The organism is Kineosporia mesophila (assembly GCF_021129235.1).
GTDB classification, from domain to species: Bacteria; Actinomycetota; Actinomycetes; order Actinomycetales; family Kineosporiaceae; genus Kineosporia; species Kineosporia mesophila.
In genome coordinates, this window is sequence record NZ_JAJOMA010000013.1 from 180,302 (window position 1) to 203,400 (window position 23,099).

A 23,099-nucleotide genomic window follows, 5' to 3' on the forward strand; every position below is an offset into this window, starting at 1 on the left:
CGACGGCCCCGGCGACGACCGGCCCTGGAGAGCGACCAGGGCCGCCATACCAGGAGGACCCGACGTGACCTACGTCATCGCGCAGCCCTGCGTGGATGTGAAGGACAAGGCCTGCATCGAGGAATGCCCGGTCGACTGCATCTACGAGGGTGACCGGATGTTGTACATCCACCCCGACGAATGCGTCGACTGCGGTGCCTGTGAGCCGGTCTGCCCGGTCGAGGCGATCTTCTACGAGGACGACGTCCCGGAGCAGTGGGGCGACTACTACAAGGCGAACGTCGAGTTCTTCGAAGACCTCGGCTCGCCGGGTGGCGCGTCCAAGATGGGCCTGATCAACAAGGACCACGCGTTCATCCTCGCCCTTCCCCCGCAGGCCGGGGAATGACCGCCCCGGTGCTGCCCGACTTCCCCTGGGACAAGCTGGTCCCGTACAAGACCAGGGCCGGGCAGCATCCGGGAGGCATCGTCGACCTCTCGGTCGGCACCCCGGTCGACCCGACGCCGGAGCTGGTGCGGCAGGCCCTGGCCGACGCCTCGGACGCCCCCGGCTACCCCCAGACCTACGGCACCCCACCCCTGCGTCAGGCCGTCGCCGACTGGTTCGCGCGTCGCCGCAACGCGCCGGGCGTCGACCCCGACGGGGTGATGCCGACCATCGGTTCCAAGGAGCTCGTGGCCTGGCTGCCTCTCCTGCTCGGACTGGGCGCGGGCGATGTGGTCATGCATCCACAAGTGGCATATCCCACGTACGACGTGGGTGCGCGACTGACCGGAGCCACTCCGCTCGCCGCCGACGGCACGCTGCAGGTGGGCCCCGGCGCCCGCGCGGTGAAGCTGGTCTGGCTGAACTCGCCGGGCAACCCGACCGGCCGGGTCCTGGGCGTGGAGCACCTGAAGAAGGTCGTCGACTGGGCCCGCTCGATCGGTGCCGTGGTGGCCAGCGACGAGTGCTACGCCGAGCTCGGCTGGGACGGCGTCGAGGTGCCGAGCATCCTCGATCCGAGGGTCTGCGGCGACTCCCACGAGGGTCTGCTGGTGGTCTACTCGACCAGTAAGCAGTCCAGCCTGGCGGGCTACCGGGCGGCCTTCGTGGCCGGGGATCCCGTTCTGGTGCGCCGCATTCTGGAGATCCGCAAGCACGCCGGGATGATCGTGCCGTGGCCGGTGCAGGAGGCCCTGCGGGTGGCGCTCGGCGACGACGAGCACGTGGCGCAGCAGCGCGAGCGGTACCGCCGTCGGCGTGAACTGATGCGCGACTGGCTGACGTCCGAAGGCTTCAAGATCGACCACTCGGAAGCCGGGCTCTACTTCTGGGCGACCCGCGACGAGCCCTGCTGGGACACGGTCGCAGACCTCGCTGAACGTGGGGTCCTGGTCACACCGGGAGATTTCTACGGCCCGACGGGCGCCCGGCACGTGCGCGTGGCCATGACCGTGAGTGATGAGAGAGTGGCGCAACTCGCCGCCCGTGCGGCCGGTCCGGATGGCTCAGTCCGTTCGGCGGGGGGTAACTTGCGTTAAGGCCGTGTGTCCAGGCGAACCTGCCCGGCACTGAGGGCCGATAGACCCTGGACCCAGACACCAGCGTGGGAGCGTCTTCATGTCCGACGGATCCGATCAGATCACCCTGAACTACCCGGGCGGCGAACTCGACCTGGGAGTGACCCGGGCCACTGAGGGCGGCGCCGGGGTGAGCGTCTCCTCGCTCCTGTCCACGACCGGTTACGTCACCTTGGACCCGGGTTTCACCAACACGGCGTCCTGCACCTCGGCGATCACGTACATCGACGGTGACGCAGGAATCCTGCGCTACCGGGGTTACCCGATCGCGGAGCTGGCCGAGAAGTCGTCCTTCATCGAGGTCAGCTACCTGCTCATCTACGGTGAGCTGCCGACCCCGACGCAGCTGGCGGACTTCACCACCCGGATCCAGCGGCACACGCTGCTGCACGAGGACTTCAAGCGCTTCTTCGACGGCTTCCCGCGTGACGCGCACCCGATGCCCGTGCTGTCGGCGGCGGTCTCGGCCCTGGGCACGTTCTATCCGGACAGCCTGAGCATCCGTGACCACGACCAGGTCGAGCTGGCGACGACCCGGCTCCTGGCCAAGCTGCCGACCATCGCGGCCTACGCCTACAAGAAGTCGGTCGGCCAGCCGTTCCTCTACCCGGACAACTCGCAGGGTCTGGTGGAGAACTTCCTGCGGATGACCTTCGGGTTCCCGGCCGAGCCCTACGACGTCGACCCGGTCCTGGCGAAAGCCCTTGACCTGCTGTTCATTCTGCATGCCGACCACGAGCAGAACTGTTCGACCTCGACCGTGCGGCTGGTCGGCTCCGGCCAGGCGAACCTGTTCGCCTCGGTCTCGGCCGGCATCCACGCGCTCTCCGGGCCGCTGCACGGCGGCGCCAACTCGGCCGTGCTGGAGATGCTCGAGGAGATCAAGAACTCGCCCGACGGTCCGGACACCTTCATGAACAAGGTGAAGAACCGCGAGGGCGGCGTGCGCCTGATGGGCTTCGGGCACCGGGTGTACAAGAACTACGACCCGCGCGCGGCGATCATCAAGAAGACCGCCGACGACATCCTGCGCGGCCTCGGAGTTGACGACCCGCTGCTCGACATCGCCCTGCGCCTCGAGGAGATCGCCCTCCACGACGACTACTTCATCGAGCGCAAGCTGTACCCGAACGTGGACTTCTACACGGGCCTCATCTACAAGGCGATGGGCTTCCCGACGAAGATGTTCACGGTGCTGTTCGCCCTCGGTCGTCTCCCGGGCTGGATCGCCCAGTGGCGCGAGATGATGGAAGACAAGCAGACCAAGATCGGCCGTCCGCGGCAGATCTACATCGGTGCCACCGAGCGCAACTACCTGGAGATCGGCAGCCGCTGATAGGAACGTGAAAAGGCCCGGTGATCAAGGGTTTCGATCACCGGGCCAAAGAATCTGCGGTCAGTAGACCGTGATTCTCACCTGGCGTTCGCCGAGCCCGGTGTCGGTCTGTGTCCAGCCCTTCCCCGACTTCGACCGGTCCCAGGTGTAGCCGTTCAGCGAGACCTGCCGGACCCCGAGGTCGTCGGCCCGGGCCAGGGCCCACGACGCCAGGGCCCAGGCGTGCCGCTTCTCCGACGCCGCGGGCACCGAGAAGGTCAGCGCGGTGCCCGCCTGGTCGATCGTGGAGTTGTTCCGGCCGAGCTCGGCCTTGGCGGCCGCTCGAACCGCGGCGGACCGGGCGGTGAGCCCGTTCTTGCCGGGCGTCTCGGCGGTCAGGTCGCCGTCTTCCCTCAGCACGCAGTTCCAGCCGCCGGGGGAGTAGCCGGCCAGCGGGGACACGACCATCCGGGCCTCCGGCTCGTGGTCGGCGTAGGCCTCCGGGTAGGCCGAGCGCTGCACCTTCTGCGCGGCCTCGGTGATGGTGAGCTCGTCCAGGTCGCCGATCTTCTCCAGCGCGTCGTAGAACGCGTTGGCGGCGTAGATCGGGTCGAGGATCTCTTCCCGGGTGCCCCAGCCCTGTGACGGGCGCTGCTGGAACAGGCCCACCGAGTCGCGGTCGCCGTAGCTGATGTTGCGCAGCTTCGATTCCTGGATCGCGGTGGCCACACCGATCGTGGCGGCCCGCACCGGGAAGTTCCGCTTCTCGGCGATCGCGGTGATGATCGCGGCGTTGTTGGCCTGGTCGATCTCCAGGGTGTGCGACGAGCCGTCGGCGAACTCACCGGTGCAGATCTCGCGGATCGTCACCGGGCCGACCGCGCCCTGCAACCAGATCCAGGCGGCGGTCACCGAACCGCCGACGGTCACCAGGATCACCGTGAGCGCGATGATCAGGCCGCGGAAACGGCCGCTCTTCTTGGGTCTTTCGGCGCCGGGCGCCGGTCGGCGGTCACCTGGCGGCCGACGCGGGGGTTCCGCGCCGGTGAGGTCGCCGTCGGTGCGCAGAGGGCGCGTGCTGGTTCCGGCGGTGGGTCGACCCGGTCGTGCCGTACCGGCTTTCGGGCCACCGGCGGGCAGGGGACGGGTGGGTTCCGAGGGGTTCATACCTCCCTCTCATCCGTGGTTGTGCAGTTCCTGTCGCAACGAGAACTGCACAACCACGACACGAGGTTCCCGATCAGGCGTTCGCGTGCAGGGCGTCGTTCAGGGCGAAGGTGAAGGAACCACCGGTGCGGGCCAGGGCCTCGACGGCGCCGGTGGTGGAGTTGCGGCGGAACAGCAGGCCCCGGGCCCCGGAGAGCTGAAGTGCCTTGACCGTGGTGGGGTTCTCGGCCCGGGCACCGGTCTCGGGGTCGGAGAGCAGCAGGAGTTTGGTGCCCGCGGTGAGATAGAGCCCCGCCTCGACGATGCAGTCGTCGCCCAGGGCGATACCCAGACCGGCATTGGCGCCGAGCAGGCAGCGCTCGCCGATCGACACGACCTCCTTGCCGCCACCCGACAGGGTGCCCATGATCGAGGCGCCGCCGCCGATGTCGGAACCCTCGCCGACCACGACACCCTGCGAGATGCGTCCCTCGACCATCGAGTGGCCGATCGTGCCGGCGTTGAAGTTCACGAAGCCCTCGTGCATGACCGTGGTGCCCTCGGCCAGGTGGGCGCCCAGGCGCACGCGGCCGGCGTCGGCGATGCGCACCCCGGTGGGCAGTACGTAGTCGGTCATCCGCGGGAACTTGTCCACGCCGGTGACCTCGACCCGGGTGCCCGGGCCGCCGCCGGCGCGGATGCGCAGCCGGGTGGCCTCGAAGTCGTCGGCGGGGCAGGGGCCGTGGTTGGTCCAGACCACGTTCGGCAGGGCGCCGAAGATGCCGCTCAGATTGATCGTGTTGGGCTTCACCAGCCGGTGCGACAGCAGATGCAGGCGCAGGTACGCGTCGGGGGTGTCTTTCGGCTCCGCGTCCAGGTCGATCTGGGTACGCACCACGTGCAGGCGCACCTTGCGGTGCGGGTCGGTGCCCTCCAGCGACGCCAGGTCGGCGGGAACGGCGAACGGGCCGGCGGCGTCGGGGGCGGCGCCGAGCTGGGGCGCCGGGTACCAGGTGTCCAGTACAACTCCGGCCTCGGTGCTGCTGGCCAGGCCATAACCCCAGGCCAGGCGGCTGGTGGAAGCGGGCGCGGGGGACGTGGAACTCACCTCGGTCATGGGCTGCATCCTACGGGTGGACGATGTGCGCTCCGGACCGCGAGTAGGCTCCCGGCCATGCCTGCAGCGACTGCCCCGGTACAGCTCGACCTGACCGGGAGCGTCGCCGACCTGACCCGCATCCTGGCCGACATCCCCTCGGTCAGCGGGGACGAGGCCGCGATCGCCGACGCGATCGAAGCCGCACTGCGAGGTTTCGCACATCTCGAGGTGATCCGCGACGGGCACTGCGTGATCGCCCGCACGCACCTGGGGCGGGCCGAGCGGGTCGTGGTCGCCGGGCACATCGACACCGTGCCGATCGCTGACAACCTGCCCACACGCACCGTGGACGGCGTCATCCACGGCCGGGGCACCGTGGACATGAAGGGCGGGGTCGCCGTCGCGCTGGCCCTCGCGGCCGGGATTCCCGAGCCCACCCGCGACGTCACCTACGTGTTCTACGACTGCGAGGAGATCGAGGCCACCCGCAACGGGCTGGGCCGTCTCTCCCGCACCCGTCCCGAGTTGTTGCAGGCCGACTTCGCCGTGCTCGGTGAGCCGACCTCGGCCGTGGTCGAGGGTGGCTGCCAGGGCACGATGCGCATCGAGGTGGCGTTGTCCGGGACGGCCGCGCACTCGGCCCGGTCGTGGATGGGCTCGAACGCCGTCCACGCGGCGGGTCCGGTTCTCGACGTGCTCAATGCCTATGAGCCGCAGCAGATCGAGGTGGACGGGCTGGTCTACCGGGAGGGCCTGAACGCCGTCGGTATCTCCGGGGGCATCGCCGGCAACGTGATCCCCGACCGCTGCACCGTGCTGATCAACTACCGCTTCGCGCCGGACAAGTCGCTCGCTGAGGCCGAGGCCCACCTGCGGGACCTGTTCGCCGGGTACGAGGTCACCGTCACCGATGCCTCACCCGCCGCCCGGCCCGGTCTGAACGCGCCGGTGGCAGCCAATTTCGTCGCCGCGGTCGGGGGCACACCGGGCCCGAAGTACGGCTGGACCGACGTCGCGCTATTCTCCACCCTCGGTATCCCCGCCGTGAACTTCGGCCCGGGCAACCCCTCGCTCGCCCACAAGGACGACGAGCACTGCCCCATCAGCGATCTCGTGGCCTGCGAGGACGCGATGCGGCGCTGGCTCACGAGCTAGGCCCGCCGTCAGGCCACTGCGAACAGGTGGTCGACGATCGGCTCGGGCACCGCGTAGGAGTTCGCCCCGTCGATGGTCAGGCAGGTGGTCGTGCCCTGCATGAACCACACCACGTCGTCGAACTCGAACGGCTTCACCGGCCGGACCAGCCAGTGCTTGAACGATTCCCGGTGCATGACCGCGAGAGTGCGGTTGCCGTACCAGAGGGTCACCGTGTCCATCCGTACGACCACCTCGATGGTGCCCACCCGCCAGCCGCGGCTGTCGGTGAGGTCGAACTCCAGCCGCCCCGTCCACTGCATCGGTGGTTGTTGCTGCGGGGGATAGGCAATCGGGTGTGAGCTCGGGGGGCGCGGGGTCTGGCGGGCCTGATGAACCTGAGAAGGCTGAGTGGTCTGAGGGTTCGGATCGGCCGGAGGCCGCCGGTTCGGCTGGGATGCGTCGGGCCGGCTGCCGCTGGTGGTCGTCTGCTGCTCGGTCATGAGATCTCGATTCCGCCCGTCACCGTCGCCGAACTCGGTACTTCTCCGCGTGGCTGGGATGCGCGGTTCAACCACGACGTGCCCGCGGTTCGATCCACCCGTCGTCCGGCCCGTTCGCTGCCACCGCCACTACGACCCTCCGCTCGCGCCCCCGGATCGTGCCGCACCGTTACATCTTGCTCACGCATAGGTTTAATTAAGAGTGATTAGAGCGCAATATGACCTTTTGTGCACCTGGCGAGTGCAACGAGCGTTCGCCGAGGAGGGTGGACAGGGAAGTCCTGAGATGTGGGCTGCTCAAGCGCCCCCTGAGTTGAGTGCGGTGAGAGTGCGCGTCGAGGCGCGGGTCAGCCTGCGTGGTGGCGCGTGGCCGACCCCCTTCTCTTGTCCGTGATCATGCAAAACCTACCCAAACTTCTAGAACTCTTGCGGAGGGAGTTCTAGAACGCCGGGGAGGTTTTGCATGATCACGAAGGGGATGGGGGGTGGCGCGTTCCCGCCCGGCGAGCCCCCGACGAAGGGGGGCGCAGAGGAAGAGAGCACGGTTGCGTGCTCCTCGCCTGGGGAACTCGAGGGAGGCCGACGGCGTCAGCCAGTCGGGCCGTCCCTCATTGTCGGGTCAGTCGTTGGGACTGCGGTGCCGGCGGCGGGCCGAGAGGTCGATGATCGCCTGGCGGGACGTGGAAGGGCCGGACTGGTCGCGGTTACCGGTGCCCGGGAGCTGGCCCTGGTCGTCGCGCACGTCGATCTCGTCGTCCTCGGACCAGCCGGTGCCCTTCCGCGGGCCCGCACCCCACGGGTCGGCTGCGGAGGGACGCCAGGGGGCCTGGGACTCGTCCGGGGTGTTGCTGTACGGCGAGGGGGCGGCCGGCGGGGGCGGAGCCGGGGCGGCGGGGAGCGCGGGCAGAGCCGACTGGGAGCCGTTCGGGTAGGCGCCACTGCCGCTGTAGCCACCGGAGTACGAGCCTGACGACGGGTAGTCCGGGCCGCTGCCGTAGGAGGAGCCGGAGTAGCTGTCACCGGCTGACGGGGCGCTGCTGTGGGACTGGCCCGGCAGCGGATCGTTCAGCGGGTCGCTGAGGGCCCGGATGGTCTCGGTGGACGGGCCCAGGTTCGGGTCCGGCCGGTAGATCTGGGCGGCGGTCTCCTGGAAACGGCGATCGGACTCGGACGGGGCCGCGGCGGGACGGCGCTCGCGGCGGTTCGGCTCGCTGCGGGACGGGTCGTTGGGGGGCGCCAGGGAGTCCGGGATGGGGGCGGAGGGCGTGGTCGGGGACTCCAGCGCGGCGGCGGACGGCATCATCCAGCCACCGGTGTGCGGGCCCTGCGCGGTCGGCCACGTGCTGCTGGAGGTCGACGCCGAGGCGGCCAGCTTGGCGGCCCGCTCGTAGGCCTCGCGGCGGATCTCCTCGGCGGCGCGGCGCACCTCTTCCAGGCGGTGGCGCTCGGACTCCTCGCGGGCAGCCTGCTCGCGGGCGACCTTCTCGGCCTCCTCACGCTCGGCGCGCTCGCGGGCCTCACGCTCACGACGAGCCGCGGCGGCCCGTTCACGGGCCTCGTGGATGCGGCGCTCCCGCTCGGCGCGCTGCTTCTCCAGACGCTCGGCCTCGGCCTTGGCCAGGGCGGCCTGACGCTCCTTCTCCAGGCGTTCCTTCTCGGCCTTCTCCGCGGCGAGGCGCTCGGCCTTCGCCCGGGCCTCGGCCTCGGCCTTGGCGCGGGCTTCGGCTTCTTTCCGTTCTCGTTCGAGGCGTTCGCGTTCGAGGCGCTCGGCTTCGGCCTTGGCGCGGGCCTCGGCTTCTTTCCGTTCTCGTTCGAGGCGTTCGCGTTCGAGGCGCTCGGCTTCGGCCTTGGCGCGGGCCTCGGCTTCTTTCCGTTCTCGTTCGAGGCGTTCGCGTTCGAGACGTTCGGCTTCGGCCTTGGCGCGGGCCTCGGCCTCACGGCGCTCGGCCTCGACCCGCTCGCGGCGCTCGGCCTCCAGACGGCGGCGTTCCCGCTCACGCCGTTCGGCCTCGACCCGTTCCCGCTCGACCCGTTCGGCCTCGATGCGCTCGCGTTCGGCCCGCTCCCGTTCGCGCTCGATGCGCTCGCGTTCGACCCGTTCGGCCTCGAGGCGTTCGGCCTCGGCCCGGGCGAAGGCCGCCTGACGCTCCCGCTCGCGGCGTTCCGCCTCGGCGCGGGCCTCGGCCTCACGCCGTTCACGATCCATCTGCTCGGCGAGCCGGCGGGCCTCAGCCTCGATGCGCTCTCGCTCTTCCTTCTCGCGGCGCTGGGCCTCGAGCTCGGCCTTCTCCGCCTCTTCCCGCGCCCGACGCTCCCGGGCATCGGCCGCCTGCCGGGCCGCGACCGCCTCGGCGGCGGCCTCGGCCTGCTGCTTCTCCACCGAGATGCCGTTCATCGGCGAGTGCGCCTCGGCGTCCCGCGCGGCGCGGCGGGAACGCCGGCTACCGGCGGGCGGGGGTGTCGCCGAGTTGGAGCCCGAGTCGGTGCCGGCGAACCGGCTGATCTCGGAAGAGGCCGGCCCCTTCGTGATCTCGCGGTCGGCGGGGGCATCGGTCAGGCCCGGGTCGCCGGGGGGCGGCAGGCGCAGGTCGATGCCGTTGACCGGCGTGCCGTTGAGGTGAACACCGTTGACGGGGGTGCCGTTGACGGGTGTGCCGTTGACCGGGGTGCCGGTCGGCGTGGCCGCGTCCTGGTCCGCGTCGAAGTGCGGGTCGCTCGACCGCCGGCCGCCGTTGAGTACCTGCGGGGCGGGGTGGGGCGATCCGGGGCGGCTGTGCGGGCCGAGCACCTCGGCGCCCAGCGTGCGGCTGGGCGTGGGCGGCATCGACACGGCGGCCACGTCGTCCGTGGACTCGTCACCCCAGCCGGGGCTGGCCGGACCGATGAGCGAGCGAACCTCGTGATCGCCCGGGCGCTCCCGCTTGGCGGCCAGGAGCCGCTCGTCGGCGCGCCGGAACAGCTTCTCGGCATCCGCGTCGGGGCGTCGCCCGGACAGCGACCAGACCGCCGCGCAACCGGTGGAGATGCTCACCTCGAGGCCGTCGGCGAGCTCGTTCCACGGTCGCGCGTCCACGGCCACGCGCATCCGCTCGGCGACCGCGTTGGCCTCTTCGTCGCCGGTGCCGGGCAGCAGCACCACGAACTCGTCGCCGCCGTACCGCAGCAGCTGGTCGTCGGTGCGCAGCTGCAGCGACAGGCTGGCGGCGACCCGGCGCAGCACCTCGTCGGCGACCACGTGGGTGAAACGGTCGTTGATCTCCTTGAAGTGGTCGACGTCGACCAGGATCAGGGCGAGCGGCAAGGGGCCGAAACGCAGCAGCTGACGCAGTTCCTCGTCGAGGGCGCGGCGGTTGCCGACCCCGGTCAGGGCGTCGGTGCGGCTCTCGGTCCGCAGGGCCTGGTGCTCCAGGGCCTGCCGGGCGGTGTCGGCAACCAGGTCCATGCCGCGCCAGCCCAGGCGCACCAGCAGTTCGGTCATCCGGTGCAGCACCGGTACGACCTCGCCGTTGGCGTAGGTCTCCAGCCACAGCCGCTCGCGGGTGCGGCAGACCTCCAGCACCAGGTTGGGCAGGGTGGCCGGCGGGGAGATCGCGGCGTCGTCGAGGCTGCGGGCCGTGGCCAGCGAACCGACCAGGGCGTGGGCCCGCATCGCGGCCAGCGAGATGATCTGGCGTTCGGCGGCAGGCAGGTCGCCCACCGTGCCGAAGGCGTCGGGGCCGAGCAGACGCAGTGCCTCGGACGGCCGGCCGCGGTACGCGGCCGCCAGGGCCCGCACCCCGTTACCCCCGCGACGCAGGGTGCCGGGAACCGCGTCCTCCGGCAGGTTGTCGACCTTGGTGGCCAGTTCGACCGCACGGCTCATCAGTTCTTGCTGGGGGTCCTGCGCGCCGCCGGCCAGCGGTTCCATCGCCCGGGCGGCCAGCTCGGTGGCCCAGGTGGCCCAGTGCTCGGCGCGGTCCAGGGTGCTGCGGGAGGAGACGGTGTGCTCGATGCGGGTGCGCATCTCGTCGGCGCGGTCCTGCAGTCGCAGCCCGGCGTAGACCACGGCCAGGCCGTTCAGCAGCCGGTAGCCGCTCTCGTCGGTGAGCTCGTCGCCCGCCAGGGCCGAGTCGGCGCGGGCCAGGTCGGCGGTCGCCCCGCCGATGTCGCCGGAGTCGACGCGGAACTGGGCGCGGGTGGCGCAGGCGATCGCGGCCCAGAGCCCGGCCTGACGCTCGTGAGCTGCGCGTTCCAGCACGTCGCAGGCGGCGATCGCGGTCTGGTGCCCGCCCCCGAGCCGGCGCAGCAGAACAGCGCGGCCGTAGAGAGCCAGCAGCAGCGTCTCGTCGTCCGCGGTCTGGGCCAGGCTGGGGATCAGCGCCTCGAGTCGCCGAAGGGCGAGATCAGCGCGCCCGTACCGACCCTCGACGACCAGTTTCTCGACGTCGGCCAGCGGGGACACGCCGTCCCGGGTCAGCTCCTCCGGTAGACCGCGCACGTGCCGCACACTATCCGGGTTTGAGCTCGTGGCTCGAGTGCTCGGGGCCTGAATTTCCTGGTGTTGGGCTCAGCGTCACCTTCCCTGACGATTCGTGACCCCAGGGACGGGTGTTGTCAGCGGTGTTGCGGTGTGGCGCTGTGCCGCGGACCGCCTACCGTCAACTCAATGAGCACGCGATCGAACGGCACAGTTCCGCAGAAGGCCGAAGGGCAGTACACCTCCGGCCCGACCACGCTGCGCGGTGACCTGGTTCCCGGTTCCACCACTGACCAGCGGCTTCTCGACAGCCGCGGGGCGAGCGACTGGGTGCACACCGACCCCTGGCGGGTCATGCGCATCCAGGCCGAGTTCGTCGAGGGCTTCGGATCGCTGGCCGAGCTCGGCCCGGCCATCAGCGTGTTCGGGTCGGCCCGCACGCAGCCCTCGCACCCCGACTACGAACTGGCCCAGGAAGTCGGGCGAGCCCTGGTCGAGTCGGGCTTCGCGGTCATCACGGGCGGCGGTCCGGGTGCCATGGCCGGCGCCAACCAGGGTGCGCACGCGGCCGGTGGGGTCTCGGTCGGGCTGGGTATCGAGCTGCCCTTCGAGCAGGGCATGAACCAGTGGGTCAATCTCGGCGTGCACTTCCGCTACTTCTTCGCCCGGAAGACCATGTTCGTTAAATATGCGCAGGGATTCATCGTGCTGCCAGGTGGTTTCGGCACCTTCGACGAGCTGTTCGAGGCGCTCGTGCTGGTGCAGACCCGCAAGGTCACCTCGTTCCCGATCGTGCTGCTGGGCACCGACTACTGGCAGGGAATGATGGACTGGCTGGCCGGGCCGGTGCTGGAGCGCGGCATGATCAAGGCTGCCGACCTCGAGCTGATCACGATCACCGACGACGTGGAGAAGGCCGTGTCGCTCATGGTCGCCGCCCGGTCCGAACACGCCGCCTCGGGTGACCCCGCCACGACCTCCTGAACCGGCGGGCGACAATGGCCCGGTGGCCCGGATCTGTGTTTTTTGCGCGTCGTCCCTGACGATCGACCCCAGCTATGTCGAACTCGCCTCCCGGGTCGGGGCCGCGCTCGCGGCCCGGGGGCACGACCTGGTCTCCGGCGGCGGCTCGGTGTCGATGATGGGCGCCGTGGCGCAGGCGGTGCGTGACGGCGGCCGGCACACCATCGGCGTCATCCCGCAGGCCCTCCTCGACCGGGAGGTCGCCGACCACGACTCGGACGAGCTGATCGTCACGCCGGACATGCGCAGCCGTAAGGGCCGGATGGACGAGCTGGCCGACGCCTTCCTGACCCTGCCCGGCGGCATCGGCACCCTGGAGGAGCTGACCGAGGTCTGGACCGCCGCGTCCCTCGGCATGCACGCCAAGCCGGTGGTGGTGCTCGACCCGACGGGCCTCTATGCGCCCTTGCACGAGCTGATCCGCAGGCTGAGCGACGAGGGGTTCCTGCACGACGACGCGGCCTCGGCGCTGGTCTGGACCACCGGCGTCGACGAGGCCGTGGCGGCGATCGAGCAGCGCCTGGGCGACCCCGCCGTCACTCCTACCCTCACCGACCAGGTGGAGTCGGCCCCGTGACCGTTCCCGCCCCCTCCGCCCGGCTCCGGCTCGGCGGACGGGACTTCGCGCCCGGCGTCCCCGTGGTGATGGCGGTCATCAACCGCACGCCGGACTCGTTCTACGCCGCCAACCGGATGATCGACGCCGACCGCGCGGCCGAGGCCGTCGCCCGCGCCGAGGCCGAGGGCGCGGACATCGTCGACATCGGCGGGGTCAAGGCCGGTCCCGGTACCGAGGTGGACATCGCCGAGGAGCTGCGCCGGGTCGTGCCGTTCCTGGCCCGGATCCGTTCCGACCACCCGAATCTGCTGCTCAGCGTGGACACCTGGCGGGCCGAGGTGGCTCGTGAGGCCTGCGCCGCGGGGGCTGACCTGATCAACGACACCTGGGCCGGCCACGACCCGGAGCTGCCCGCGATCGCCGCGTCCACCGGCGCCGGCCTGGTCATCTCGCACACCGGCGGGGCCGTGCCCCGCACGCGTCCGCACCGGGTCGGCTACGGCACCGACCCCGAGGGCGTGGTGGACGACGTGCTGGCGGTGCTGGCGGGCAACGCCCGCCGGGCGGTGGACGCCGGGGTGCCGGGGGAGTCGCTGCTGCTCGACCCCACCCACGACTTTGGCAAGAACACCTGGCACGGTCTGGCCCTGCTGCGTCGCACCGAAGATCTCGTCGCGCTCGGGCATCCGGTGCTGATGTCGTTGTCCCGCAAGGACTTCGTCGGCGAGACGCTGGATCTCGGCGTGGACGACCGGCTCGAGGGCACGCTCGCGGCCACCGCGGTCGCGGCCTGGGGCGGGGCGAAGGTGTTCCGCGTGCACGACGTCGCCGCGAGCCGCCGCGCCATCGACATGGTGGCCAGCATCCGGGGTGAACGCCCGCCGGCCCGCGCGGTGCGGGGGCTCGCGTGAGTGATGGGGTGCCTGTGGACGCGGGTGGTTGGTCGGAGGACACGGGTGGGCTTCCGGGGGGCGCGTCGGGTGTGTTCAAGGACGCGTCGGGTTTGTTTGAGGACGCGGTTGGCCTCCCGGCCGAGGTGGCCGGCTGGTTCGCCCGGCGCACCTGGCAGCCGGTGCCCTGGAGCGCCGCCGAGCTGGTGGAGGCCAAACGCGGCCGTACCGTCAGCGTGGTGCTGCCCGCACTGAACGAGGAGGGGACGGTCGCGGGGGTGGTCTCCGCGGTGCGGGCCGCCGGGGAACTGGTGGACGAGGTGGTGGTCATGGACGGTGGCTGCACCGATCGCACGGCTGAGAGGGCGGTCGCGGCCGGTGCCCGGGTCGTCCGGCTCGACGAGGCGCTGCCCGGCCTGGCCCCCCGGCCCGGCAAGGGTGAGGTGCTGTGGCGCTCGCTGGCCGCGACCCGGGGCGACCTGATCGTCTTCGTCGACGCGGACCTGGTCGAGGTCGGCCCCGAAGTGGTCGTGGGCCTGGTCGGGCCGCTGCTGACCGAGCCGGGCGTGCAGCTGGTGAAGGGCTTCTACCGGCGGCCGCTGCGGATGGCGACGACCGAGCACCGCAGTGGTGGTGGGCGGGTCACCGAACTGATGGCGCGTCCTCTGCTGGCCCGCTTCGCACCGCAGCTCAGCGGGGTGGTGCAGCCGCTGGGCGGGGAGTACGCCGCCCGGCGCGACCTGCTCGCCCGGTTGCCCTTCGCGGGTGGCTACGGGGTGGAGATCGCGCTGCTCATGGACACTTTCCGGCTCGCCGGGCTGGACGCCATCGGTCAGGTCGACCTGGGGGTGCGCAAGCACCGCAACCGCGATCTCGCCGACCTGGGCGTGATGGCCTCGGAGATTCTCGCCGTGGTGCTGGACCGCGCCGGGGTGGACCCGGGTCCCCGGCCCGTGGACCTGGTCCAGTTCGCCGAGGGCGAGCCGGCCGGTTCCGGCTGGTTCCCGGTGGTCCGCCGGGTGGAGCGGACTGGTCGTGGGCCGATGAGAGACACTCTGACCAGCAGATAGCTGTGCGAAATACGGAACTGTCGGTACCCCGTGGGACGATCTGATCCGTGACCTTGCTGATGGTGCTGCTGACCCTCGCCGTGGTCGCCGGGGTGATCGCCGTCGCCACCGGCGTCATCCGGGGCGGACTCGACGAGCCGGCCCAGACCGTGCCCGCCCGCGCCCTGCCCGCCGAGGGCGTCACCGGGCGCGACGTGGCCTCCCTGCGATTCGTCCAGGGCTTCCGCGGCTACCGGATGGACCAGGTAGACGCCGCGCTCGACACCCTGGCGATAGAGGTCGACCGTCTACGGGCCCAGGTGGCGCAGGAGAAGTCCGCCCGTCTGCAGCTGGCCCGGGGCCGGGCCGGGGGCGCGGTGACCACGACCGGTGAGGGCATCGTCCCGGTCGAGATGTCGCAGACCCCTCGCGATCAGGGCGCGACGCCCGGCACCGGCGGCCCCGGAACCGGCTCGTTCGAAGCCCCAGGAGCTCATGCCCCCGGAACCGGTTCGTTATCGACCACGGGTTCGCAGCCCTCGGGAGATCAGCCGTCCTCCGGACCGGGTACCGGGTCGCTCCGTGGCTCCGGGCCGGAAACGGGTTCGTTCCCGGCATCAGATTCGGGCACCGGTTCCTGGGAAGCTCCGGCGTCCGGTCCGGGAACGGGTTCGTTCCCGGCGTCCGGTCCGGTCACCGGATCGATCCCGGCCCCCGGTGCCGGTGCTCCGGCGGGGACCAGCGACCCGCTGACCGGGCCCGGCACGGGCCCGATGCGGCGGCCGCGGCGCCGGGCCGCGGGCGATGCGGCGACCGGTGAGTTCCGGCCCCGTCCGGAAGACCGGTCCTGATGGCGCGTTTCCGGGTGGAGGTGTCGATCGCGGCGCCCGTGCCCGTGGTGTGGGCCCGGCTGACCGACTGGTCGGCGCACGGGCGGATGGTCCCGCTGACGAGCATCCGCGTCATCGGGGCGCCGGATCAGGTGGGCTCCGTGTTCGTGGCCCGTACCGGGATCGGGCCATTGGCCTTCGACGACTCGATGCGCATCGACGAGTTCGAGCCCCCGGCGGCGCAGGTCTCCGGTGAGGAGGTGATCGGGGAACCGCCTGTGGGTCCGGCCCGGTTCCGGGTCACCAAGACCGGGCGCGTCGTGAAGGGATGGGCCGAGGCCGAGTTGTGGCCGACGGCTGCGGCGGGCGGACTGGCCAGACCCTCTGGTGGACCGGCTGGATCTGGCGCAACGGCCGGAAACCCTGGTGGATCGGCCGGTTCCGGTGAGTCGGGCGGACCGATCGGGGCGGCCGGGTCTTCGCCGGGTACGCGTCTGGTCTGGACCGAGGAGATCCGCGTGGTGCCGGAGTTCGTCACCCGGTTCGCCGGGCCCCTCGTGGGGGCGGTGGCGAAGGCCGGGTACGGCACGGCGCTGCGGAAGCTGGGGCGGGACATCGAGGGGGAAGTGGGCATTCGTGGGTGAGACACGAGCGGCACTGGTCCTGGGTGACGACGGCCTCAAGCGCTGTTCCTGGGGCACGTCCAGCGCGGACTACCGGGCCTATCACGACCAGGAATGGGGCCGGGCCGTGCACGGCGAGTCGCCGCTCTTCGAGCGCGTCACGCTGGAGGCGTTCCAGTCGGGGCTGGCCTGGATCACGATTCTGCGCAAACGGGAGAACTTCCGGGCGGCGTTCAGCGCGTTCGACCCGGAGAGGGTCGCGGCGTTCGGCGAGGACGACGTGACCCGGCTGATGGGAGATGCGGGCATCGTCCGCAATCGGGCCAAGATCGCCGCGGCGATCCGGAACGCCCGGGCGGTGCTCGAGGTGAGGGAGACGGTGGAGGGTGGGCTCGATGCCCTGATCTGGTCCTTCGCCCCGGACAGGCCGGCCCCGGCGCCCCGGGTCGCGGCTGATGTGGTGGCCACGACGCCGGAGTCGACGGCGCTGGCCAAGGCGCTGAAGAAGCACGGCTTCGCGTTCGTCGGGCCGACCACGGCCTACGCGGCGATGCAGGCGTGCGGGCTGGTGAACGACCACTTCTCCGGCTGCCACGCGCGGGCCCTCTCCGGGGGTGACGCGGTGGTGAAAAAGGGCGCACCTGTCGCTGTGGGCAGGCGCGGGTGAGCCGTGTCATGACAAAATTCATGACACCAGCCGATGCAAGAAACCTCTCGTGGGTCGCAAATCCTGCATTGCGGGTCGCAGTGGCAGCAAAATGAGACGTACGGAGCCCGCCTGGGTCACCGCGTTTCGTAGTGGAACCGGTAAGCGGGATAATGCTCGAAGTCACGCTCCGTGCTTTGCACGGGTAGGCGGCGGGTGTTGTGCCCATAGCATTCAGCGATTCCCAAGATCGGGAGTCGCGCCGAGGAAGGGGAGCCAGATGGCGGCCATGAAGCCGAGGACCGGCGACGGACCGCTGGAGGTCACGAAGGAAGGGCGCGGCATCGTGATGCGCGTTCCTCTTGAAGGTGGCGGCCGGCTGGTGGTTGAGATGTCCGCCACAGAGGCGAGTGAGCTGGGCGACGCACTCAAGGCAATAGGTAGCTAACAAGGTCGGCCGGCAGACCTGCCGGCCGGTGCGACGGAGGTCGGGCGGCAGATGGTTGCGGTGGCACGGGTAGAGGTGACACCCCGCGTGGGACCTCAGACCAGCGTCACGAACAGGTCCGGATCACTCGTTTCCGCAGTCCGGGAGACGGACGATGTCGACCTGATCGCGGTGTCGGTCCGCAAGGCCGATGGTTCGGTCGTCGCGGACCGGCACGGCGATCAGGTCGCGGCCGCCTACGGCGTCGATCTGGCGTCGGTGCTCGTGGCAGAGCGGGTGAAAGCGGGTCCGGGCGAGATCGTGCGGGTGCCGGTGATGGCCCCGGACGGGCTGCCGCAGCGGTTCGTGCTGGTCGGGATCGGCACGGGTTCTGCTCGTGACCTTCGTCGTGCGGCGGCTGCGCTGGCTCGGAAAGCGCGCGGTCGCCGCCATGTCATGACCACCCTCGGTGACGGTTATTCGACCGAGGGTGCGCGCGCAGTGGTCGAGGGCTTCGTGCTCGGGGGCTACACGCCTCCCAGCGCGGGCCTGAAATCACGGGCGGAATCGTCTCCGGCCGCACAACTGACCCTGGTCGGCGGTCATCCGGCGATCGGGCTCGACCGGGGCCGGGCCCACGCCCGGGCCACGGTGCTGGCTCGCGACCTGGCCGAGACACCGGCCAACCTGAAGAACCCCGCGTGGCTGGCCGGGCAGGCTGCCGATCTCGGTGCCGCCGCCGGGCTCGACGTGCAGATCTGGGACGAGTCCAGGCTGGCCGACGAGGGGTTCGGTGGGCTGCTGGCCGTCGGCTCCGGCTCGGCCACGCCGCCGCGGTTCGTCCGCATCGACTACCGGCCGGAGGGCGGGCGCCGACGCAAGCCCGTCGTGCTGGTCGGCAAGGGCATCACCTTCGACACCGGCGGCATCTCGATCAAGCCGCGCCTGTCCATGGTGCCGATGAAGACCGACATGTCCGGGGCGGCCGCGGTGCTGGCCGCCCTGCTGGCCTGTCCCGAGGTCGGGGTCCGCCGCCCGGTGACCGGGCTGCTCCCCCTGGCCGAGAACGCCTTCGGCGCCGGCTCCTACCGGCCCGGCGACGTCGTCACCACCTACGGCGGGCGCACGGTGGAGATCCTCGACACCGACGCCGAGGGCCGCCTGGTGCTGGCCGACGGCCTGGCCTACGCCGTGCGCAACCTCGATCCCGACGTGCTCGTCGACATCGCCACACTGACCGGCGCGGCCGGGGTCGGCCTGGGCAAGCGGCACGCCGCGCTCTACAGCACCACCGACCGGCTGGCCGGCGCCCTGACCGAGGCTGCCACCGGCAGCGGCGAGCAGGTCTGGCGCATGCCTCTGGTCGAGGACTACCGCCCGGTGCTCGAATCGTCCGTCGCCGACATCCGGCATGTCCCCGGCCGTGGGGCGCAGACCAGTGGTGGCGGCTCGATCACGGCGGCGCTGTTCCTGCGCGAGTTCACCGCCGGTGCCCGCTGGGCCCACCTCGACATTGCCGGCCCGTCCCGGTCCGACCGGGACGAGAACGAGGTCACGCGCGGGGCAACCGGTTTCGGTACCCGCCTGCTGCTGCGCTGGCTCGAGAGCCTGCGGTAGGCGGGTTCTCCCGAGTGGCCGCAGCCGGGAGGCTCCGGGGTCAGTCGCCCTCGACCGCGGCGACCTGCCAGGTGCTGATGAAGTCCGGGTCGACGATGATCTCGCCGGTGTCGCGCAGGGTGTAGCGGCCGGTCGAGGCCTTGCGGTAGGCGCCGGTGTCGGCCGGGAGCACCGCGGGCTCGGGCTCGCCGGGATGCTCCACCGTGACGACGCCGTCGGCCACCTCGAGGACCCGACCGCAGAACTGCCGGGCGTTGGTGACGTTGCCCGACTCGTCGAGGAACGTGATGCCGACCAGTAGGCGGTGCCCGACCATGACGCTGAGCTGCTCGCCACCGCGCATGAGCCGGCGCGGCGCCGTGGCCCGGTTCGGGTCGATCGGGCCGGTGCGGTAGTGCCCGCTGCGCTCTTCCTCGGTCAGGCCGTCGTCGGGCCCGGTGAGGTCGACGACCGAGGGCTCCTGGTCGTACTGGGTCAGATCGATGCGCCGGGGAGCCTGGTGGCTCTGGTGGGCCGGAGGAACCGGCGGGGGCTCAGGCGCTGAGGGGGCCGGGGCCGAGGGAACCGGATCAGTCTGGGGAACGGTGCCCAGGTCGATGCCGCGAAAGCCGGGGGAGTCCAGGAGCGGGCTGATGACCTGCATGGAACCGGTCTGCGGGGCCGGTTCGGGTTCGGAAGCCCCGTGCGGCTGCGGCTCGTCGCCCTGCGCGTGCCCGGGCCCCTGCGCGTGCCCGGGCCCCTGCGCGTGCCCGGGTGGCCGCGCGCTGTGCCGGCCCCCGGCCGCGCCGCTCAGCGTTTCACCGCCAGCAACAGACCGCCCCCGGTCGGCAACAGGGCCGGCAGGAGCTGCTCGTGGTCGCGCACAGCCTTGCCCAGCTCGCGGATGGAAGTGGTCATCGGGTCGCGCTGGGCCGGGTCGGCGACCCGGTCGCGGTGGAGCGCGTTGTCCACGGCCAGCGCACCGCCGGGACGCAGCAGCCGGACGGCCTGTTCCAGGTACTCGTCGACATCCAGGGCCCCGGCCTCCAGCAGCACCAGGTCGTACGCGGAGTCGGTGAGCCGGGGCAGGACGTCGAGGGCGTGCCCGGGAATCATCCGGGTGCGGTTGGGGCGGATGCCCGCCTCGGCGAACGCCTCGCGGGCGGCCCGCTGGTTCTCCACCTCGACGTCGATCGTGGTGAGCACGCCGTCGACGGGCATGCCGCGTAGCAGGTACAGGGCGCTGACGCCGGTGCCGGTGCCGATCTCGACCACCGCGCGGGCCTTCAGCGCGGCCGCCACGACACCCAGCGCGGCCCCCGCCCCGGGAGCGATCGCGGAGCAGCCCAGCTCGTCCGCGCGGGCGCGGGCGCGGGCCAGCACGTCGTCCTCGGGGACGAACGTCTCGGCGTAGGCCCAGCTCGCGGGCGTCGGGGCTTTGATCGCTGGCTCCAGTGGCGGTGTGCAGGTGCGCCGGTGGGGACGTTTCCGCACCGGACCCCCACAGCGTAGTGCTCCATCCCTGCGGAGCCCCATCTACTGCGGACGGGTTACACGACGCGCCGCGGCCGCCGTCCCGGCACCACGGCCGGGGGAGCCGGCGGGGGTCGTGTACCACCGGCGCTGCAGGGGTACCTCAGGGTCGGGCCGGGGGTTGGCCTGATGGTGGACGCGGGTGGGCTCGTCGAGGATGGATCTCGCGGACGGACGTGGTGGCACCGAGACCGGCACCGGGTCGTCGCAGACAGGGGACACGGTGAAGAGCACGAGATCCGGGCGAACGGGTGACCGTCAGGCCGGCGGCACCGAATTCCCAGCAAACTCCCGGGTACGGCTGGAAGCGTCTGTTCGTATCGATCGGGAACGTGTCACCCAAGTGATGCGTTGGGACCAGTTGAGCGAGAGGCGCTCACCGCAGGGGCATGAGGCTCCGACGGTGAGCGAGGATAGGAGGCAGGGTGTCGGCGTACGCGATACCTGCGGGGTCGTTCCCGCTGAGGCTGTTCGGTCGGGGTCGCACGCAGGACCGGGCGGTCACCGGCGTGGGTGAATCACGCTTCGCACCGTCCGAGGGGACCGGGCTGCCGCACGAGGCACCGCAGCCGGCGCCGGCTGTCGCCCCGCTCGCGGTCGAGCGCGCCGCGGCCGCGCCGGTGGCTCCCGCGGAGGTTGCCTGGACGCCCCCGAGCTGGGATTCGATCGTCCGTGAGCACTCCACCCGGGTCTACCGGCTCGCCTACCGCCTGACGGGCAACCAGCACGACGCCGAAGACCTCACGCAGGAGGTGTTCGTCCGCGTCTTCCGCTCGCTCTCCTCGTACACCCCGGGCACCTTCGAGGGCTGGCTGCACCGCATCACCACGAACCTCTTCCTCGACCAGGCGCGCCGCAAGCAGCGCATCCGGTTCGACAACCTGACCGACGAGGTCACCGACCGGCTCCCCGGCCGCGAGGCCGGCCCGGAGCGGGCCTGGGAGCACAACAACCTTGACTACGACGTGCAGCGTGCGCTCGACGCCCTGCCGCCGGACTTCCGCGCCGCGGTGGTGCTCTGCGACATCGAGGGGCTCTCCTACGAGGAGATCGCCGCCACGCTGGACGTGAAGCTCGGCACGGTGCGCTCGCGAATTCACCGCGGCCGGGCTCTGCTGCGTGAGGAACTCGCGCACCGCCGGCCGGCCGCCCCGGTCTTCAGCCGGAGCACCGAGAGCACCGAGAGCGTCGCGCAGCCCGCCGCGCAGGTGGCTCCATGAGTCATCTCGGTGGGCGTCTGAGTGAGCTGGTCGACGGTGAGGTCGAGGGCTTCGCCGCAGACCGTGCGCTCAGGCATCTTGCCGACTGTCAGGAATGCCGGGACGCGCTCGAGGTCGAACGGCTGATGAAGCAGCGTCTGGTCAGCCTGACGATGCCGGAGCCCGGCGATGACTTCCTGCGCAACCTGCTCGAGATGGGCGGCCCGTCGGGCCCTCTCCCGCCGCGGCGCGAACATGTGCCGGGCAGCCCGCGTCCGGCGTTCGTCTCGCCCGGCGTGAGCACCCGCCCGGCCGGTCGCCGGGATGTGCGGGTGTTCTCGACGCCCGCTCCGCCGAACCGTAAGGACGCGGCCTTCGGGCAGCGTCACAGCCGGTTGTCCAGGCCCCAGCGCCGGGTGGCCGCCACTCTGGTGGGCGCGGCCTGCCTGGTCGGTGTCGGGGTCGGGGGCGGCGTGGCCAGTCATGCGGTCAGCGCGGCCGACGTGGTGACCCCCGTGGACAGCTTCGTGGTGCGGTACATCGCCACCACCGATGTCAGCCCGTTCGGTTCGCAGAACCACTGGACCGGTCTCGGCGGGCGCTGATCCTCGCGGCCCGGTGCCCCTGCGACCGGTGTCCGATGCGCGGCCCGCAGGCAGGCGTGTCAGAGTTGGGTTCGGCCCGAGTGCGGCCGCCGGCACGCTCATGAGCCCCACCCGCGAGGAGCAGGGATGACTGACGAAGACCGCCCGTCACAGGACGAGCAGGTCTACTGGGCGCCCAGGAAAGACGCGTCCCAGGAACAGGATGGCCCGTCGTCCTCGGAGCCGACCCAGGCCGCAGGGCCGGGTGCGAACCGTGACGACCTGAGCCGCAACGACCTGAACCGTTACGGCTCGAACCGGGACGACACCGCCGAGCGCCCCTCCGTCAGCGGGCAGGACCACCCACGCGACGGTGGTTCGGACCACCCGCGGGCCGACGGCCAGGACCAGACGCCGGCCGGGCGTTCCCCGGAACAGTCGCAGCACTTCCGTCCGCTGGACCAGGCACGGTCCTCGGACGGGTCCGGCCCGGAGGAGCCGCGGGATCAGACCCCGCCGACCCCGAGCTGGAGCGCCTACCCGCAGTCTCCGGGCGGCAGCGCGAGCAGTGGTCCGACCCCCGACCGGACCGGCGAGGATTCCCCGACCGCCCCGCAGCCGCAGTACGGCACCGGCCAGACGGCTCACCCGCAGGGCCTGCCCTCGCCGCAAGGCCCGCCGGCGGGCCAGGGCTCGTCCGCATCACCAGGACTATCTGCACCGCAGAGCCAGCTAGGCCTACAGAGCTCGCTCGGCCCCCAGGACCAGCTCGGTTCGCCGGGTCAGTCCGGCTCGCAGGGTGAGCCGGGTTCGCAGAGCTTGTCGGGCCCGCAGGGCCAGTTCGATTCGCGGGGCCAGTCTGATTCGTACGGTCAGTCGAGCTCGCAGGGCCCGCTCGGTTCGCCGGGTCAGCTCGGCTCGCAG

At 71.4% G+C, this 23,099-nt stretch carries 21 protein-coding genes; 15 read left to right on the plus strand and 6 right to left on the minus strand.

Annotation, left to right across the window (positions count from 1 at the left end; genetic code table 11):
* Window positions 1-64: 64 nt before the first annotated feature.
* The 3 genes from fdxA (at window position 65) to LR393_RS19675 (ending at window position 2,899) form a co-directional block, all read left to right on the plus strand.
* Complete coding sequence (gene fdxA / locus LR393_RS19665; protein WP_231485443.1) at window positions 65-388, plus strand: ferredoxin; 324 nt, start codon at window positions 65-67, stop codon at window positions 386-388.
* The gene (dapC, locus tag LR393_RS19670) at window positions 385-1,524 is read left to right on the plus strand and encodes a succinyldiaminopimelate transaminase (RefSeq protein ID WP_231485445.1); all 1,140 of its coding nucleotides are present in this window, start codon (window positions 385-387) and stop codon (window positions 1,522-1,524) included. The genes fdxA and dapC overlap by 4 nt, the downstream gene beginning before the upstream one ends.
* A gap of 79 nt (window positions 1,525-1,603) precedes the next feature.
* Window positions 1,604-2,899 carry a citrate synthase gene (locus tag LR393_RS19675; protein ID WP_231485447.1) on the plus strand — a complete coding sequence of 432 codons (1,296 nt, stop codon included), beginning with the start codon at window positions 1,604-1,606 and terminating at the stop codon, window positions 2,897-2,899.
* A gap of 60 nt (window positions 2,900-2,959) precedes the next feature.
* Here LR393_RS19675 and LR393_RS19680 read toward each other — a convergent pair whose 3' ends face one another.
* Window positions 2,960-4,045, minus strand: a complete 1,086-nt coding sequence (locus LR393_RS19680) for a hypothetical protein (RefSeq protein WP_231485449.1) — start codon at window positions 4,043-4,045, stop codon at window positions 2,960-2,962.
* Between the two features lie 73 nt (window positions 4,046-4,118).
* A complete protein-coding gene (dapD, locus tag LR393_RS19685) occupies window positions 4,119-5,141 on the minus strand; it encodes a 2,3,4,5-tetrahydropyridine-2,6-dicarboxylate N-succinyltransferase (RefSeq protein ID WP_231485451.1) in 1,023 nt (340 codons plus the stop codon).
* A 57-nt stretch (window positions 5,142-5,198) separates the two neighbouring features.
* On the opposite strand from dapD, the gene dapE reads away from it, so the two are divergent.
* Entirely contained in the window at window positions 5,199-6,278 is a 1,080-nt protein-coding gene (gene dapE, locus LR393_RS19690) for a succinyl-diaminopimelate desuccinylase (protein WP_231485453.1), read from the plus strand.
* An 8-nt stretch (window positions 6,279-6,286) separates the two neighbouring features.
* Here the strand turns inward: dapE and LR393_RS19695 are convergent, their stop codons facing one another.
* Together LR393_RS19695 and LR393_RS19700 are read right to left on the minus strand one after the other, a co-directional pair.
* Complete coding sequence (locus LR393_RS19695; protein ID WP_231485454.1) at window positions 6,287-6,580, minus strand: hypothetical protein; 294 nt, start codon at window positions 6,578-6,580, stop codon at window positions 6,287-6,289.
* Window positions 6,581-7,379: 799 nt separating this feature from the next.
* Entirely contained in the window at window positions 7,380-11,237 is a 3,858-nt protein-coding gene (locus tag LR393_RS19700; RefSeq protein WP_231485455.1) for a GGDEF domain-containing protein, read from the minus strand.
* 168 nt (window positions 11,238-11,405) lie between these two features.
* Here LR393_RS19700 and LR393_RS19705 point away from each other — a divergent pair, with 168 nt between their 5' ends.
* From LR393_RS19705 to LR393_RS19745, 9 genes are all read left to right on the plus strand, one after another.
* Window positions 11,406-12,200 carry an LOG family protein gene (locus LR393_RS19705; protein ID WP_231485456.1) on the plus strand — a complete coding sequence of 265 codons (795 nt, stop codon included), beginning with the start codon at window positions 11,406-11,408 and terminating at the stop codon, window positions 12,198-12,200.
* 22 nt (window positions 12,201-12,222) lie between these two features.
* Window positions 12,223-12,816 (plus strand): LOG family protein, encoded by a 594-nt coding sequence (locus LR393_RS19710; RefSeq protein WP_231485458.1) that lies wholly within the window; start codon window positions 12,223-12,225, stop codon window positions 12,814-12,816.
* A 68-nt stretch (window positions 12,817-12,884) separates the two neighbouring features.
* Window positions 12,885-13,709 carry a dihydropteroate synthase gene (gene folP / locus LR393_RS19715; RefSeq protein WP_269327559.1) on the plus strand — a complete coding sequence of 275 codons (825 nt, stop codon included), beginning with the start codon at window positions 12,885-12,887 and terminating at the stop codon, window positions 13,707-13,709.
* Window positions 13,710-13,801: 92 nt separating this feature from the next.
* Window positions 13,802-14,758, plus strand: coding sequence for a glucosyl-3-phosphoglycerate synthase (locus tag LR393_RS19720; protein WP_231485462.1), 957 nt, complete (start codon window positions 13,802-13,804; stop codon window positions 14,756-14,758).
* A gap of 47 nt (window positions 14,759-14,805) precedes the next feature.
* Entirely contained in the window at window positions 14,806-15,588 is a 783-nt protein-coding gene (locus LR393_RS19725; RefSeq protein ID WP_231485463.1) for a DivIVA domain-containing protein, read from the plus strand.
* Window positions 15,588-16,211, plus strand: a complete 624-nt coding sequence (locus LR393_RS19730) for an SRPBCC family protein (RefSeq protein ID WP_231485465.1) — start codon at window positions 15,588-15,590, stop codon at window positions 16,209-16,211. The genes LR393_RS19725 and LR393_RS19730 overlap by 1 nt, the downstream gene beginning before the upstream one ends.
* Complete coding sequence (locus tag LR393_RS19735; RefSeq protein WP_331282964.1) at window positions 16,204-16,857, plus strand: DNA-3-methyladenine glycosylase I; 654 nt, start codon at window positions 16,204-16,206, stop codon at window positions 16,855-16,857. The genes LR393_RS19730 and LR393_RS19735 overlap by 8 nt, the downstream gene beginning before the upstream one ends.
* 259 nt (window positions 16,858-17,116) lie before the next feature.
* Window positions 17,117-17,284 (plus strand): DUF3117 domain-containing protein, encoded by a 168-nt coding sequence (locus LR393_RS19740; protein ID WP_231485466.1) that lies wholly within the window; start codon window positions 17,117-17,119, stop codon window positions 17,282-17,284.
* Between the two features lie 87 nt (window positions 17,285-17,371).
* Window positions 17,372-18,880, plus strand: a complete 1,509-nt coding sequence (locus LR393_RS19745; protein WP_231485468.1) for a leucyl aminopeptidase — start codon at window positions 17,372-17,374, stop codon at window positions 18,878-18,880.
* A 40-nt stretch (window positions 18,881-18,920) separates the two neighbouring features.
* Here the strand turns inward: LR393_RS19745 and LR393_RS19750 are convergent, their stop codons facing one another.
* Together LR393_RS19750 and LR393_RS19755 are read right to left on the minus strand one after the other, a co-directional pair.
* Window positions 18,921-19,523 carry a hypothetical protein gene (locus LR393_RS19750; RefSeq protein ID WP_231485469.1) on the minus strand — a complete coding sequence of 201 codons (603 nt, stop codon included), beginning with the start codon at window positions 19,521-19,523 and terminating at the stop codon, window positions 18,921-18,923.
* A gap of 146 nt (window positions 19,524-19,669) precedes the next feature.
* On the minus strand, window positions 19,670-20,353 hold the full coding sequence (locus LR393_RS19755; RefSeq protein WP_231485470.1) for an O-methyltransferase: 684 nt from the start codon (window positions 20,351-20,353) through the stop codon (window positions 19,670-19,672).
* Window positions 20,354-20,940: 587 nt separating this feature from the next.
* On the opposite strand from LR393_RS19755, the gene sigE reads away from it, so the two are divergent.
* Both sigE and LR393_RS19765 read left to right on the plus strand, forming a co-directional pair.
* The gene (gene sigE / locus LR393_RS19760) at window positions 20,941-21,612 is read left to right on the plus strand and encodes an RNA polymerase sigma factor SigE (RefSeq protein ID WP_407937337.1); all 672 of its coding nucleotides are present in this window, start codon (window positions 20,941-20,943) and stop codon (window positions 21,610-21,612) included.
* Window positions 21,609-22,196 carry a zf-HC2 domain-containing protein gene (locus LR393_RS19765; RefSeq protein WP_231485472.1) on the plus strand — a complete coding sequence of 196 codons (588 nt, stop codon included), beginning with the start codon at window positions 21,609-21,611 and terminating at the stop codon, window positions 22,194-22,196. The genes sigE and LR393_RS19765 overlap by 4 nt, the downstream gene beginning before the upstream one ends.
* Window positions 22,197-23,099: the final 903 nt, after the last annotated feature.

Coding starts and splice junctions, on each gene's coding strand:
- folP (WP_269327559.1), top strand. CDS start 12,885: ATGGCGGTCATCAACCGCACGCCGGACTCGTTCTACGCCGCCAACCGG.
- LR393_RS19675 (WP_231485447.1), top strand. CDS start 1,604: ATGTCCGACGGATCCGATCAGATCACCCTGAACTACCCGGGCGGCGAA.
- LR393_RS19730 (WP_231485465.1), top strand. CDS start 15,588: ATGGCGCGTTTCCGGGTGGAGGTGTCGATCGCGGCGCCCGTGCCCGTG.
- LR393_RS19680 (WP_231485449.1), bottom strand. CDS start 4,045: ATGAACCCCTCGGAACCCACCCGTCCCCTGCCCGCCGGTGGCCCGAAA.
- LR393_RS19765 (WP_231485472.1), top strand. CDS start 21,609: ATGAGTCATCTCGGTGGGCGTCTGAGTGAGCTGGTCGACGGTGAGGTC.
- dapE (WP_231485453.1), top strand. CDS start 5,199: ATGCCTGCAGCGACTGCCCCGGTACAGCTCGACCTGACCGGGAGCGTC.
- dapD (WP_231485451.1), bottom strand. CDS start 5,141: ATGACCGAGGTGAGTTCCACGTCCCCCGCGCCCGCTTCCACCAGCCGC.
- LR393_RS19740 (WP_231485466.1), top strand. CDS start 17,117: ATGGCGGCCATGAAGCCGAGGACCGGCGACGGACCGCTGGAGGTCACG.
- LR393_RS19705 (WP_231485456.1), top strand. CDS start 11,406: ATGAGCACGCGATCGAACGGCACAGTTCCGCAGAAGGCCGAAGGGCAG.
- LR393_RS19695 (WP_231485454.1), bottom strand. CDS start 6,580: ATGCAGTGGACGGGGCGGCTGGAGTTCGACCTCACCGACAGCCGCGGC.
- dapC (WP_231485445.1), top strand. CDS start 385: ATGACCGCCCCGGTGCTGCCCGACTTCCCCTGGGACAAGCTGGTCCCG.
- LR393_RS19750 (WP_231485469.1), bottom strand. CDS start 19,523: ATGCAGGTCATCAGCCCGCTCCTGGACTCCCCCGGCTTTCGCGGCATC.